Here is a 13,805-nt window from a genome sequence, read left to right as displayed (position 1 = left end):
TGGAACTGAGGAGAACAACATGCCATCTTTCCAGCTACATCTTCCCGCCCGACATCTGTATCACCTCTGCCGCGAGCACTGCTATCTGCTCCTGCAGCACCTTCACTTCATCAATGCCTTTCCAGTAACGGGTGACAAAATGAAGAAAGACGTCGACCTTACGCAGCAGGATCAGCGTCGGAATCGCTGCAAATTCTTCTGCGGTAAATGTGATTTTGCGGCTAAAGCCCCGCCAGAAATCACGGATAATCCGCTCTTCCTCTTCGTGGCACAGCATCCCGGACAAGATGACCGCAGCCTCCATGGCCCGCACATCCCAGGTGCAGAACTCAAAATCAAGCAGTGCCGTCACCTGTGCAGCATCCTCCGCATCCACCAGCAGGTTGGAGGCATTAAGATCGCCATGAACCAGCTGGTGGGGTAATTCCTCCAGCTGCTCCAGTGAGTCTGCCACACCTTCATAAGCCTCAACCAGCACTTTCAGTTCGTGCAGCAAACCCTGGAGGGGTTCAGGCGGATTCAACAACAGGTCGCGGAGCGCTTCCCGGGTGCACAGCGGGTACGACCGCCCCAGCTCATAGTAGGGCCTGTATACAGGAGGGCTCTCCGGCTTCACATCAGCGAGCACAGCAGATAATATCCCGGCCGCCTCACCGAACGACTCATAGAAGCCGGAATCCTGTTCAGCGGGAGATTCACCATCAATATAGCCGAACAGGCAAGCGAGCTTTCCTTCCCCCTCTTCAAGCTGGACCATCGTTTCCCCTGTGGAGGTAAGAATGGGAACGGGGGTTTTAAACGGCAAATCCAGTATAGCCAGCTTCTGCAGCACGGCATGCTCGAACTCTATTTTATTCCTGTCCCGATGTGTATCATAGATTCTTAGTACAGCGCGGCGGGCGTCCTTGTCCACGAAGTAGGTGGTGTTATTCCAGCCTCCGCTCCGCTTCCTTAACGTTCCATTCCACTCAGGCCAGGCCTGGCTTACAATGTTATTCATAGGCTTGTGCCCCTTTCTTATTTTTTGTGCTGATATGTAACGAATCTTCCGCAGCCGGGTCTTATCTATGTAAGATGGTGAACATGTAGCCGAGGTAGAGCAGATCTACGCCGGAATACACAAATTGCTGAGGAAATTACGCAAGAAACGTTTGTCAAAGCCGTAAAAAATATTAACCAGTTCAAAGGCAATTGTAAAATCAGTGTCTGGCTCTGTCAAATCGCTAAAAATACATACTTCACTTATATGGAGAAGAAAAAACGCCCGGAAACCGCTGAGCCGCAGAAAAGCTGCAGGCAAACAGCCTTAATCTTGAACAAAAGCTCAAATCAAGGCCATCTATTATGGCCCCAAGGATAATAATCCGATTCTGATCTGGAAGCAAGGCAGGGATCTGCCTCCCGCAACTGCAGCTGTTGAAGTCCAATTCGCAGAACAGAATTAACTGTTAGGGAGCATATTCTGCCAAGCTGTGATTTTTCCGCTATAATGTATTTCATATGAAACATGCAAAGGATGGGATACTTATGGACGCTACTGTTACCAAACGCTGGCTGCTGGCTAGGCTCTATGAGCCGGAGCAGGCTATCATCGACTGCCGCTTCACCCTGGGTAAACCCGAAGCAGGCCGGGAAAGCTATGAACAAGAACATATTCCAGGCGCTGTCTACCTCGATCTGGAGCTGGATCTGTCCAGTCCGGTAGGCATACATGGCGGCCGTCATCCCCTGCCTGATCCTGAGATGCTGGCCGCACGGCTCACGAAGCTCGGAATCGGGAACGATTCCCGTATCGTTGCCTATGACGATGAGAGCGGCATGAACGCTGCCCGGCTGTGGTGGCTGCTGCGCTACCTCGGACACGAGCAGGTATTCATCCTGGAAGGCGGCTTCAGCCAGTGGAAAGCCGGGAAATACCCGGTGACGGATCATCAGCCGGTGCGGGTGCCGAGTACTTTTACGGCAAATGCGCAGACGCATATGCTGGCGGATGTTGAGGAGGTTCGCCGGGTGTCGGAGAAGACGGCTGATGAAAGGGCTGGTACCGGGAGTCAAGTTGGCGCCGTTGCTGGGGTGGATACTGAAGTTGGAGCCGATACTGGTATGGATACCGGGAATACTGCTGGCATTACTGCTTCACCCTCGGCTCTCCCTATTCTGATCGATTCCCGGGCCAATGAGCGCTATCACGGCCGGAATGAGACCCTGGACCCGGTCGGGGGGCATATCCCCGGTGCGGTCAACTACTTCTGGAAAGACACGCAAAACGCAGACGGCAGCTTCAAGAGCGCCGATGAACTTGCGGCGCATTTTGCCGGATTAGACAAGGAAGCTGAGATTATCGTCTATTGCGGCTCCGGCGTAACCGCCTGCCCGAATGTGCTGGCCTTGGAGAAGGCCGGGTACAAGAACGTGCGGCTGTATGCGGGGAGCTGGAGTGACTGGATTTCGTACGAAGAGAACGCTGTCGCCACTGGCGAATAGTTACCATGAAGAGCCCGTGCCTGCCTGGCACGGGCTCTTGTTACTTTCCAGCCAATTAGAGAAGCAATTTACCTTCGCAGCCGTACTTTGTATTCGGTTTTTCGAATACAATTGCCCCGTTTACCCTCCTAGCCACACTTTGTATTCGGTTTTTCGCATACAATTGCCCCGTTTACGCTCGTAGCTGCACATTGTATTCGGTTTTTCGCATACATATGGCCCAATTGCCCTCGTAGCCGCATATTGTATTCGGTTTTTCGCATACATTGGGCCCGTTTACCCTCCTAGCCGCACATTGTATTCGGTTTTTCGCATACAATTACACGAATTCACCGTCCAGCCTCTTTAAATGTCTGGCTTACCATAAGTATCGTGGGCCATATTACTCTTCAGACCAAATCTGGACTTTGGAGCGAACCCATATACTCATAATAAATCACCCGCTGAGATACTCCTCTTGCCACGGGGCGAAATTTTCCTTTATCCACCAGCTTGCGGCAGTATTTTATGACCGTCATCGTGTGCAGCTCCAGCTCTCTCGCGGCATCTGCCGGGCGAAGGACACGATGGTGACGGATGGCTGACCGCATCAAATCACATTCGATTTTAGAATAGGTTCTCTCAGCGATTCTATGTGCAGACATTCCTGCCGACAAATATGGATACAGAATGCTCCGCAGCGCGGAGAGAATGAAAGACGGATTTTCTTTCAGCTCATCCAGCGATATAAAAAGCAGCATGCATTCCTGTGACTGTAGGAAAAGCCCGCGGTTCAGGTCCATCCGGTATTTGCTCCGGTCCGTGCCATGTGAGCCAAAGTCCATAATCTCAAATGCAATACGCGAGGCTCCGACCTCCCATAGTACATCGACAAAATAGGATCTGCCACGCCCATCCTTAACTTCATATTCCGGGTGTAGTCCCTGAAAATGTCCCGCCAGCGGCCACCATACCTCTTCGATAAACAAGCGGTTACCATAGCCATGACCGCGTTTTAGTGCATCCAGGCGTTCTCCCTTTCTTCGTTTAACATGTTCGCCCAGCCAATGCTCATGTTCTTCCCTAAAGCCCATTGTCCATCCCTCACTCTGCAATCTTCACTCTCCAGTCAAAAGTCACAGTAATTAATTGTTTGTCTAATGACATAATCTATGGTATCAATTGTAAGACGAAGAACAAAATGCAAACGGAAAGAGGTTTTTTGATGTGGGATCGTAAAGAAATAAAGGGAAGGGCTAAGAATGTCCTCCGCACCTCGTATTGGAAGGCTTTTGTAGTAAGTTTACTGCTGGTTTTGCTCGGAGAAGGCTCAGGTATTCCAAGCTTTGATCGGAACTGGGGATCGTCGGCACGTTCTAAAATTTCCAGCTCCGGTGTGGAATTAGATTGGAGCGTGTTAGGATCTTTTCTTGCAATCGCATTATTCATAATTGGCATCTTCGCAGTAATTGGAATAGCGTTATACATCCTGATCACTTCCCCCCTTGCTGTTGGTTCATTGCGTTACTTCAAACGATCTGCCGAGGGAGAAGTCCGGATGGGCAATGTCGGCTATGCATTTAACAGGGACCGGTATTGGGCTATAGTTCTAACTATGCTCTGGAGAGGTTTTTTGAATTTCTTATGGTTCCTGCTGCTGATCATTCCTGGAATTGTAAAATCCTATGCGTACAGCCAGGTGCCTTACATCCTTGCGGACAATCCGCACATCGGATATAACCGCGCAGTAGAATTAAGCAAGCAAATGACACGCGGTCATAAATTCAGCATGTTTGTGCTTGATTTGAGCTTCATTGGCTGGATTCTGCTGGGCCTGCTGGCACTCGGCATCGGCGTCTTATTTGTCCAGCCCTATATCAACGCCACGAAGGCCGAGCTGTACCTGGAGTTGCGCCACAATGCGCTTTCGTATAATTTGACAACAGCCCATGAACTCCGGTTAGCACAGACCCCCTTTTACTAGAAACCTATCTGTTATCTGCATACCACTATTTAGGACAGATTGCACCCTATGAAAAAGCAGCAGCAGCCCCGTAGACCGGAGGTTACTGCTGCTTTTGTATGTAAGACCGCGTCTTTCGGGCAATTTTGCCCGGGAGGAAATAAATAGAAACTTTGGGCAGGCTTTTACGTAGTAATACGAAGTTTATGAGCTTGAAGCCCGGCAAAGCATTCCATATTGTGGAGCGATTGGACTTCATTCTACTACCGAAGGGAGATATTCCTATGAATATAGCCGTCAAGCTGATGCATCGATTCAAAGACTACGATAACCGGAGTAAGCTGAAGATCTATCAGGACCAAACGGAGCTCATCAGGAGCCGGAATCTGCAAGCATGGGAGGATAGCCAGCTTCAAGCGGAATCCCTACGGCTGCAAAAAGAAGCACGGTCGGGTACGCCATTGGACGAGCTGCTTGTTGATGCTTATGCGCTTGTCTGTGAGGCAGCGAAAAGAACGCTCGGACTACAGCCCTACGATGTCCAGATCATGGCTGCGATCGCACTGCATGAGAGATTCCTAATCGAGCAGCATACCGGTGAAGGAAAAACGCTATCTGCGGTTATGCCTGCTTATCTAAATGCACTGACCGGCGAAGGGGTTCATGTGCTGACCTTTAACGATTATTTGGCCAAGCGCGATGCCGGGTGGATGGGTCCGGTGTATCGTTTCCTCGGATTAACGGTTCAGCCGGTGCAGGCGGGCATGAGCCTGTCCCGGAAACGGGAAGCATACGCCGCCGATATAACCTATGTTACGGCCAAAGAGGCAGGCTTCGATTACTTGCGCGACACGATCGCACTAAGCGAAGCCGATACCGTTCATCGTCCGTTCCACTATGTCATCGTCGATGAGGCGGATTCGCTGCTTCTTGACGAAGCGCGGGTGCCGCTGGTCATCAGCGGGGAGTCGGGCTCTTCCATCAGTGACGGCATTCTGTTCGCAGAAGTGGCCCGGCAGCTCCAGCCCGTGGAGCATTACGACTTCGACGAGTTCCAGCGGAATGTTTACTTGAATGAAGCCGGCGCTGCGAAGGCGGAATCCCTGCTGGGTTGCGGTAATTTGTACGATAGCCATAATTCTCACTTGTTAACGTCATTAAATTGCGCGCTGCATGTGGAATCGTTATTAAACAAAGACATTGATTATATCGTCCGGGACGGTAAAATCGAGCAGATCGAGGAATATACCGGCCGCGTGGCCGAGAACAGGTATTTACCGGACGGGCTGCAAGCCGCGCTTGCGGTCAAAGAAGGGCTGCAGTGGAGCGTTGGAGGGAGAATTCTCGGCACAATTACCCTCCAGCATTTCATTAGCCTGTATCCGGGAATTTGCGGAATGACGGCGACCGCGCACGCTTCCGCAATGGAATTCAAAGCGGTTTACATGCTGCAGGTCGTGCAAATTCCGCCGAACCGGACAAACATACGAATCGACCATCCGCACATGATTTATACCCATAAAGAAGCCAAATTTAAAGCGCTTGTACAAGAAATCTCGTCCGTTCACAAGGCGGGACGTCCTATTCTCATTGGAACGTCCAGCGTCCAGGAGTCTGACATGCTGGCGGAGGCATTAGCGGCTGCGGGTGTACCCTGTCAGGTTCTGAATGCAAAAAACGATGCAGAAGAAGCCGGAATCATCGCCAAAGCCGGAGCAGCCGGAGCCGTCACGGTGTCTACGAATATGGCGGGACGCGGCGTCGACATCCGGCTCGGTGGTGGTGACCCCGCGCAGGCAGAGGTAGTAGCCAAGCTGGGCGGGTTGTACGTGATTGGCACTCATGTGAATGAAAGCGTACGGATCGACGACCAGCTGCGCGGGCGTTCCGGCCGCCAAGGCGACCCGGGAGCCTCCGTATTCTACGTAAGCTTAGAGGACGAGCTGATGCTGCGGTTCGGATTCGATAAAGCGGTTCGTGTTCCCAGGCAGGATGAGGCTCTCGATGGTCCGCTGCTCCGCAGCAAAATCGCGCATACCCAGCGCGTTATTATGAGCCAAAACTTCGATATCCACCAGGAACTGAACGGTTATTCGGATATGTTGGAGGATCAGAGGCGGATTCTATACGCGGAGCGGCTCGGAATTCTGCAAGGCACGAAACCGATGAGCCCTGCGGAGCAGCGGGTACGGCTTTTTTATATCGACGCGTTCTGGGCGGACCATCTGGCATACGTCTCTTACCTTCGTGAAAGCATCCACCTGGAGAGCCTCGCCAGCCGCAGTCCGATCGATGAATTTCATATGCAAATTTCCCAGGCCTACGAACAGATCCCCGCTAAAATAGACCATGAAACAGCAAATATGCTTAAAAGGCTCAATGGCTCGAATGATCCGGCAAAATGGGATGAGTTCGGTCTCAAGAGTCCCCCTTCTACCCGGACTTATATTATCAACGATCAATACCTGCAGAATAAGCGCAGCTCATGGACCGGAACGACTGTATTGGCTTATTGGCTTCGTCCGGTATTGAGGAAGCTATTATGGCCGGTACTCAAGCTGCCTAAATATTAATTGTTGCAGCGCAGCTGATTAATCAGGAACACACAAAAATACATCGCCGGTGCGTATACGGCACTTGGCGATGTATTCAGTAATGACGAACAATTGGAAATCAGCTTAGGAAAATTCAATTCGTCAGGCGTTATTTACAGTGTAATTCCCCTGCTTAACTGTAGAACTGCCAGAATACAAGCAACCCCACCAGAACTGCCATCATGACTATAGGAAGAATAGCAGACCACTTGCCACGGGCAGTTGAAGCAGAGCGGTTCTTCCTCCAGGATAGCAACAGCGCGGCCAAGAACAACACCGCCAGTCCAGTCAGACCATAGTTAACCAAAATCTGCGGATACACTTCTGCATAGGCACGTTCATTGTTGCTTAGCATCCTCAAGGCCAGAATCAGGTTGTTCACCACAATGCCGGTGCCTGTCAAGGTGAGGCCAGCTGCCAGCATACGGCTGACGGCACGAGGTGCAGGGCGTGTTCCGGCTCTTCGCTTGTTCAATATTGCCTGTATCAGCAATACAAACGGGGCGATAACGAAATAGAGGATGGCCAGTGCCGCAAGCACGGCATTCATGAGCAGCACCGGCATTGACTTCTCAGCAGGCAGCGGCAAATAATCTGTCGTATATACCGAGATAGCCTCCACCTTCCCCTCACTGACTGTGGCATGCAGCATTGGCCAGGCATCCAGCGCCGAGTCTCCGCTTACTTTCTCATAGAGATAGGGCTGAACCTGCTTATAGCTTCCGGTCATCCCGGCAAGAGATACCCGGAGTTGATCTTCCCCCTGCGGCTCAAGCTTCATCAGCGTAAGATAGGGGAATAGATTCATGAAGCCGTGTCCGGGGCGCCGCGCAGCCATGAACTCGCCTTGAACCTCTGACGAATCCGGCAGATCAACGGCATCTGCCTGCTCACGCGTGCCCAGTATAGCTTTGCTAAGACCATGTACAATATTGGATTCGCTGGCCTGATTGGTCATAATTATAATCGCGAACCGGTCTTCAGGCACAATCTGCAGATTGGTGGCAAATGCAATCGTATTTCCGCCATGTCCAAGCGTACGCATCATTCCGGGATATTCCCAGAACCCATGGGCAATACCCGGCATTCCTTCAGCTGAGGTATAACTCTGAGTCAGCATCGTGCCCAGTGTCTCCGGCTTCTCGAACAGAGGGGATGCTTCTCCGGCTGCAGGCATGAATGCCATCGCAAACTTAGCCAGGTCCTCTGCAGTGCCGTTATTGCCTCCGTTAGGGTACATGGACATATAATTCCATGATCCTTGCGTAAAGGTCCCTTCTCCCTCGAAGAAATAACCTTTAGCTTTATGCTTCAGCAGCTCCGGACGGTCCTCTACAACAGAATAGGCAATCGAATCCTTCATCCCGAGGGGATCAAAAATATGCTGCTGAACGTAATCATGATAAGGCTGGCCGCTGATTCTCTCTACAATGAAGGCAGCCAGTGAGTTGCCGTAGTTAGAGTAGGCTACAACCTCACCCGGTCTGTAAATCTGTGCCGGCTGGGCCAGCTGCAGACCCTCTTCCAAAGAGCGTACTTCCTCAGGGGACTGATAAGCCATGTCGAACATATACTCCTCGAATCCGGCATTGTGGTTCATCAGATGAAGCATCGTTATGGGATCATCATATTTCAGCCTGGTCAGGAAATTGTCCGGCAAAAGCTTGCGGATATCTTCATTCAGATCGAGCTTTCCTTGCTCAACCAGCTGCATTACGGAGGTCCATACGGTAAGCTTGCTGATCGAGCCCCATTCCATTACCGTATCCTTCGAAACAGGGATCTGCTGCTCCAAGTCAGCGTATCCGTAACCCTTGGACAGTACCACCCGGCCATCCTTTACCATAACAACAGACGCACCTACAGAGTGTTGTCCTATGTACTCTTTTACATAATCGTCGACAAAAGCTTCCAAACCGGTCAGCGGAATCCCTGATGGGGTTGCTCCCTCTGCTCCCCCGCTGCCTTTCCCGGCAGCAAATGCCGTGATACTGCCGGATAATAGCAATAGTATTGAGAACATAACGGTAAATCCTTTTCTTAACAATTAAACCTCTCCTTTAGTCGAGTAAATTCCTGCAGTTCCCCCATTCTAACAAATATCATCCTCCATAACATTACAAACAGCTTACATTTATGCCGGATGGACTGGTATTATCTTAATTGGAGACAGCATTATACCCACTCAGGAAGAAGGCATCTCATGAATAACTTTTATCATACGTTAGCTTATATAACTGATACATTTTATGCACCGGCCCGCTTCACTGTTGATTCAGTGCGGGAAGAACCGCAGAATGCCGAATACGGCGCGGGGCGGTTCCAGCTGAATACCCGGTCCGTTCGGTTTCGTGTTGCAAAAATCACCCCAACGAAGACAGGGCAGTTTGTCGTCTTCTGGGAAAAGGATGCGGAGCGGAAAAACCGGGCATTTGCCTATATGGACGCTCCCGATATATTGGTAATCCATACCTTCCATCCCTTCAGCGGGGAGTGTGGACAGTTCGTCTTTCCCAAAGACGTGCTGAGAATGCACGGGGTGCTGGCGGACAAGGATACACCAGGGAAAATGGCAATGCGCGTGTATCCGGACTGGGATACCGTGACTAATAAGCAGGCTTCTGCTGCGCAGAAATGGCAGCTGCCTTATTTTTCGAGAATAGCTCCCATGAACGATCAGCATATGCAGGCCTTAACCCGGTTGTATGAACTAAAGGAGCTACAGCTATGATTCTGTTCATTCACCGGAAGGATCTGCGGACGGATGATCTTCCCGCTTTTGACGCCATCTGCTCTGCGCAGGAAAACTCCCTGCATGTATTGATTCTGGAGCCTTTTTTGTTACGGAATGAACGTTATCTTGAGCATAGCGGCCTGAATTTCCTCCAGCATGTATCCAGCCTGCAGCAGGAATATGCGTATAAAGGTAAGCTTTTGCATATTCTTTACGGGGAGCCGGATGCTATCTTAAGGAGTCTGGCCGGGGTTCATCCGATTCATGAGGTTAGGGTCCATGCCGACTATACCCCCTATGCTCTGAAAAGAGACAGGCTTCTGCGTGACACGGCCCATGCGCTGAGCCTCCGGTTTCACACCCATCATGACAGTATGCTCTGTGACTTGGAAGACTTCATGGATTGGTGCGGGCGGAGTGAGCCCTTTAAGGTATTCACCCCCTTTTACCGCCGCTGGCGCAGCTTCCTCTCAGAACGCTTCCGGCCTCCCTACTCTAGGGGTCTTCAGGAACTGCAAACCGTGGAGATTCATCCGCAAATAACAGACACCTTCCGGATTCCCGGAGAGATTAACCGGCTGCTCACAGCGCTTGCCCAGCCTGCGCAGACTATGCGCCCCTGTCATCTGTTGGTGGATTTCCTGCAAACGGAGCTGCAGCATTATGCGGCACACCGTGATAACTATTCGCAGGAAGGGACAAGCCGGCTCAGCAGGCATCTTAATACAGGGGCGATTTCTGTCCGGACAGTCTATAACCGGCTTACGGAGAATGAGCACTTAGGGGAAGAGTGGCTGAGACAGCTGGCCTGGAGGGATTTCTATCTGTATCAGGCACGGCTGGATCCTGTGTTTTTCAACTACGAGAATATGTATGATCTTTCAGCTCTGGGGACACATAATTTCGAGGCATGGTCCCTCGGCAAGACCGGTATTCCGGTCATTGATGCAGCTATGCGCCAGCTGAATGAAACCGGCTGGATGCCAAACCGGCTGCGGATGATTACGGCGATGTTCCTGACCAAGAATCTCGGCTGTCCGTTTATTTACGGCGAGCGTTACTTCCGGCTGAAGCTTAGCGATTATGACAATACTTTGAACCGCGGCGGCTGGCTGTGGAGCTCTTCACTCGGATACGATGCCTCGCCTTATTTCCGGGTGATGAATCCGGTAACCCAGTCTCAGACCCACGACCCCAGCGGCAGCTATATCCGCACCTGGATGCCTGAGCTGTCAGAACTGTCAGACCAAGCCATCCACCTGCCCCGCGCTGATGCCATTGTTGATCTTAAGCGGTCACGGGCGCTGGCAATAGAACTCTACAAGGAAATATTGAGCAGCAAAGGAGCTGCGTCTCAAGAGTGAGCTGCCGGAACCCACGGCAGACGCGGATTCCGCTGGCTGTGCGGAGGCAGTCTATTTCCACAAGAATCAGAGTGGCTTATAACAAGAAGGGTCCAACCGAACATTCGGATGGACCCTTCTTGTACTATCGCTCTGAATGATTAAAATTCACATGAATGGACACTACCTCTGACCGCGATCCGATACGGATCGGCGGACCCCAGAATCCATATCCGGAAGATACTATGGAATGGAGCCGCCCTTTCTGCAGATACCCCCAGTCATTCTCAAACAATCTGTCAGTCAATATATTGGCAGGCGCAATCTGCCCGCGGTGGGTATGACCAGATACCATCAGATCAATCCCCTGCTCCTCTGCGGTGTCGAAGCCGACCGGTTGATGCTCCAGCATAACTACCGGCTGCGAGCCATCTATGTTCTCCATCAGAACAGACAGCTCCGCTCTATCCTTATCACTGTAATCCTTCCGCCCGATCAGCGTCAGCCAGTCTCCCACCTCAATGGCTTCATCATAGAGAACCTGAATTCCGCTCTCCTCCAGAAGACTGATGATCTCCTCCGTTCCGCCTTTGAAGCGGTCATGATTGCCCAGTGAAGCATACACGCCGAGCGGCGCTTCAATCTCCGCTAAAATCGCACCGATGCCCTTGTCCTTATACGGCACAATATCATCATCTACAATATCGCCCGGGAGCAGTACGATATCCGGGTGAAGTGCGTTAATTTGCTTAACCATCCGCTCCGCATGGCCTTTTCCTGATAAATAGCCAAAATGCATGTCTGATGCCATCACAATATGAAGTTCACCTTGCGCCGGACCTGCCTTGTCGATCTGTATGTCATACGAACGGACAACCGGACTGTAAGCGTTGAAGCTCCCGAATCCAAGCAGACCGGCCAGCAGCAGCATAGTAAGAATCCCCGACCACTTCTGAACAGCATGACGCGGCAGCCTGCTCAGCTTCGTTAACCAGACCGATAGATGAACAAGCGGCAGCAGCATAATCAATAAGCTGAACAATGCCAGCCAGTAGCTGCCAATAACACTTAAAATGGCCGATCCTGCGACCACTCTGGACAGGATCAGCGAGCTGGCCAGAAAAACAAGCGCAAGGATATAGAATAGCCGGAACCTGCCAGACACTACCGGCTTGATCCAGCCCCAGCCGCTCCAGCCGATGTAGAATACAATTAAGGCATATACAATGATAAATACGATTCCGATAAGGATATACATGTTAACCACCTTATGTAAATTTCATCCAAGCACAAAAGCTTTTCTAACCAGTCTACAGTAACTTCAGGCACCACTGCAACCTAGCTATGTTTTGTTGTTGACATTGTCCTGTAATTATCATTTAATGGTTTGGACCTTTCCTTACTTTACAGACAACCCTGGAGGATTTCATCATTGCACAACCTTTCTTTCCAAGACTGCAGGGAAACAGCCGGGGCTGCTTAACCTTTGAGCCCTTTTTCCTGATTCCCTACAGCATGTTCTCCACCTATGCCACGCTTTATATGTACGAGCTGGGACTGACGGAGCTGAACATCGGCTGGATTACCACGATCGGACTGATCGTCCAGGTATTCTCTTCATTAATCAGCGGATATTTAACGGACCGTCTGGGACGCAAGCGGGCCATTTTATATTTTGACCTGCTTAGCTGGAGCCTGGCCACCCTGTTATGGGCCGCATCACAGAATCTGTGGTTTTTCGCGGCAGCTGCGGTCATTAACGGCTTCCAGCGTGTTCCGCATATTGCTTTTTATTGCCTGATTGTCGAAGACACCCGGCCCTCTGACCGGACGTATGTCTTCACCCTGCTGCAGATTATCGGTGTCATCGGAGGGTTGTTTGCACCGCTGGGCGGTCTGCTTGTACACCAGTACGGCATGATTCAGGGGATGCGGATGATGTATGTGCTCGCATTTCTGTTCATGACCTTCCAGTTCGTCGGCCGCCAGCTAACGACCCGCGAAACCGAAGCCGGAATAAGGAAACGTCAGGAAACACGTGAACTTGGACTGCGGGAAATTATGGTCGAATATGGCGGCGCATTCCGTGAGCTGTGGGTGGAGCGCAATCTGCTGCTGATCTTCGGCGTATACATCCTGTTCAACTTTCAGGCCACGCTGAAGAGCACCTATCTGTCGCTATATCTGGCTGATTATCTGCACATAGATAGCGGTATCCTTTCTCTGTTTCCCGCAGTCTCCTCTATAATCATGCTGCTGACCCTATGGCTGCTTATGCCCAAAATCCCGGACCAGAGCGCCCACCGCTCCATGATGGCCGGCTTCGGACTCTCTGCGCTGTCCAATGCCATGCTGGTGTTATATCCTTCGTCCAGCCTCTTGTGGATCGGACTCAGCACCATACTGGCAGCCGTGGGACTGATGATCAGCTCCCCTTATCTGGAGGCTGCCGTACAGAACGCCATCGATGACGATAAGCGGGCCAAAGTATTTTCCACGCTGTCTGTGCTGATCCTGCTGTTCACTGCACCTGCGGGCATCATCGGCGGCTGGGCGTACAAGCTCGATCCGCGAATCCCGCTCTGGCTGGTCACAGCAGCGTTTATCCTTTCCTATATGTTGCTGCATCTGTACCGCAGACGGACTGCGCGGAATCACAATTCTCCGCAGCAGCTTTCACAATAAACCAGGACAGGGATGTCCCTCAG

10 protein-coding genes and 1 pseudogene are annotated in these 13,805 nt (G+C 51.3%); 7 read left to right on the top strand and 4 right to left on the bottom strand.

Annotated features, from left to right (window positions below):
• Positions 1–34 precede the first annotated feature (34 nt).
• On the bottom strand, positions 35–1,000 hold the full coding sequence (locus GC101_RS23905; RefSeq protein WP_171719313.1) for a phosphotransferase enzyme family protein: 966 nt from the start codon (positions 998–1,000) through the stop codon (positions 35–37).
• 120 nt (positions 1,001–1,120) lie between these two features.
• Here GC101_RS23905 and GC101_RS23900 point away from each other — a divergent pair.
• Together GC101_RS23900 and GC101_RS23895 are read left to right on the top strand one after the other, a co-directional pair.
• Positions 1,121–1,360: pseudogene (locus GC101_RS23900) on the top strand (sigma factor); the annotation flags it as partial.
• A 167-nt stretch (positions 1,361–1,527) separates the two neighbouring features.
• Complete coding sequence (locus GC101_RS23895; protein WP_171719312.1) at positions 1,528–2,484, top strand: sulfurtransferase; 957 nt, start codon at positions 1,528–1,530, stop codon at positions 2,482–2,484.
• A gap of 389 nt (positions 2,485–2,873) precedes the next feature.
• Here GC101_RS23895 and GC101_RS23890 read toward each other — a convergent pair whose 3' ends face one another.
• Positions 2,874–3,557 carry a type IV toxin-antitoxin system AbiEi family antitoxin domain-containing protein gene (locus GC101_RS23890; RefSeq protein ID WP_171719311.1) on the bottom strand — a complete coding sequence of 228 codons (684 nt, stop codon included), beginning with the start codon at positions 3,555–3,557 and terminating at the stop codon, positions 2,874–2,876.
• Between the two features lie 107 nt (positions 3,558–3,664).
• Here GC101_RS23890 and GC101_RS23885 point away from each other — a divergent pair, with 107 nt between their 5' ends.
• Together GC101_RS23885 and GC101_RS23880 are read left to right on the top strand one after the other, a co-directional pair.
• The gene (locus tag GC101_RS23885) at positions 3,665–4,447 is read left to right on the top strand and encodes a DUF975 family protein (RefSeq protein WP_216626729.1); all 783 of its coding nucleotides are present in this window, start codon (positions 3,665–3,667) and stop codon (positions 4,445–4,447) included.
• Positions 4,448–4,710: 263 nt separating this feature from the next.
• Entirely contained in the window at positions 4,711–6,999 is a 2,289-nt protein-coding gene (locus GC101_RS23880; RefSeq protein WP_171719310.1) for a preprotein translocase subunit SecA, read from the top strand.
• A 154-nt stretch (positions 7,000–7,153) separates the two neighbouring features.
• Here the strand turns inward: GC101_RS23880 and GC101_RS23875 are convergent, their stop codons facing one another.
• Complete coding sequence (locus GC101_RS23875; RefSeq protein WP_171719309.1) at positions 7,154–9,067, bottom strand: serine hydrolase domain-containing protein; 1,914 nt, start codon at positions 9,065–9,067, stop codon at positions 7,154–7,156.
• Between the two features lie 156 nt (positions 9,068–9,223).
• Between GC101_RS23875 and GC101_RS23870 the strand changes: the two genes are divergently transcribed.
• Together GC101_RS23870 and GC101_RS23865 are read left to right on the top strand one after the other, a co-directional pair.
• Positions 9,224–9,751: a MepB family protein gene (locus GC101_RS23870; protein WP_171719308.1), complete on the top strand. Its 528-nt coding sequence runs from the start codon at positions 9,224–9,226 to the stop codon at positions 9,749–9,751.
• Positions 9,748–11,118 (top strand): cryptochrome/photolyase family protein, encoded by a 1,371-nt coding sequence (locus GC101_RS23865; RefSeq protein WP_171719307.1) that lies wholly within the window; start codon positions 9,748–9,750, stop codon positions 11,116–11,118. The genes GC101_RS23870 and GC101_RS23865 overlap by 4 nt, the downstream gene beginning before the upstream one ends.
• Positions 11,119–11,242: 124 nt before the next feature.
• Here the strand turns inward: GC101_RS23865 and GC101_RS23860 are convergent, their stop codons facing one another.
• The gene (locus GC101_RS23860) at positions 11,243–12,355 is read right to left on the bottom strand and encodes a metallophosphoesterase (RefSeq protein ID WP_171719306.1); all 1,113 of its coding nucleotides are present in this window, start codon (positions 12,353–12,355) and stop codon (positions 11,243–11,245) included.
• Positions 12,356–12,612: 257 nt separating this feature from the next.
• On the opposite strand from GC101_RS23860, the gene GC101_RS23855 reads away from it, so the two are divergent.
• Complete coding sequence (locus GC101_RS23855) at positions 12,613–13,782, top strand: MFS transporter (protein WP_171719305.1); 1,170 nt, start codon at positions 12,613–12,615, stop codon at positions 13,780–13,782.
• The last annotated feature ends 23 nt before the right edge of the window (positions 13,783–13,805 follow it).

This window comes from Paenibacillus phytohabitans, assembly GCF_013141775.1.
In the GTDB taxonomy this organism is placed as follows: domain Bacteria; phylum Bacillota; class Bacilli; order Paenibacillales; family Paenibacillaceae; genus Paenibacillus_AQ; species Paenibacillus_AQ phytohabitans.
The sequence above is the reverse complement of the archived record's forward strand: the minus strand, read 5'-3'. Positions and strand labels throughout refer to the sequence as shown.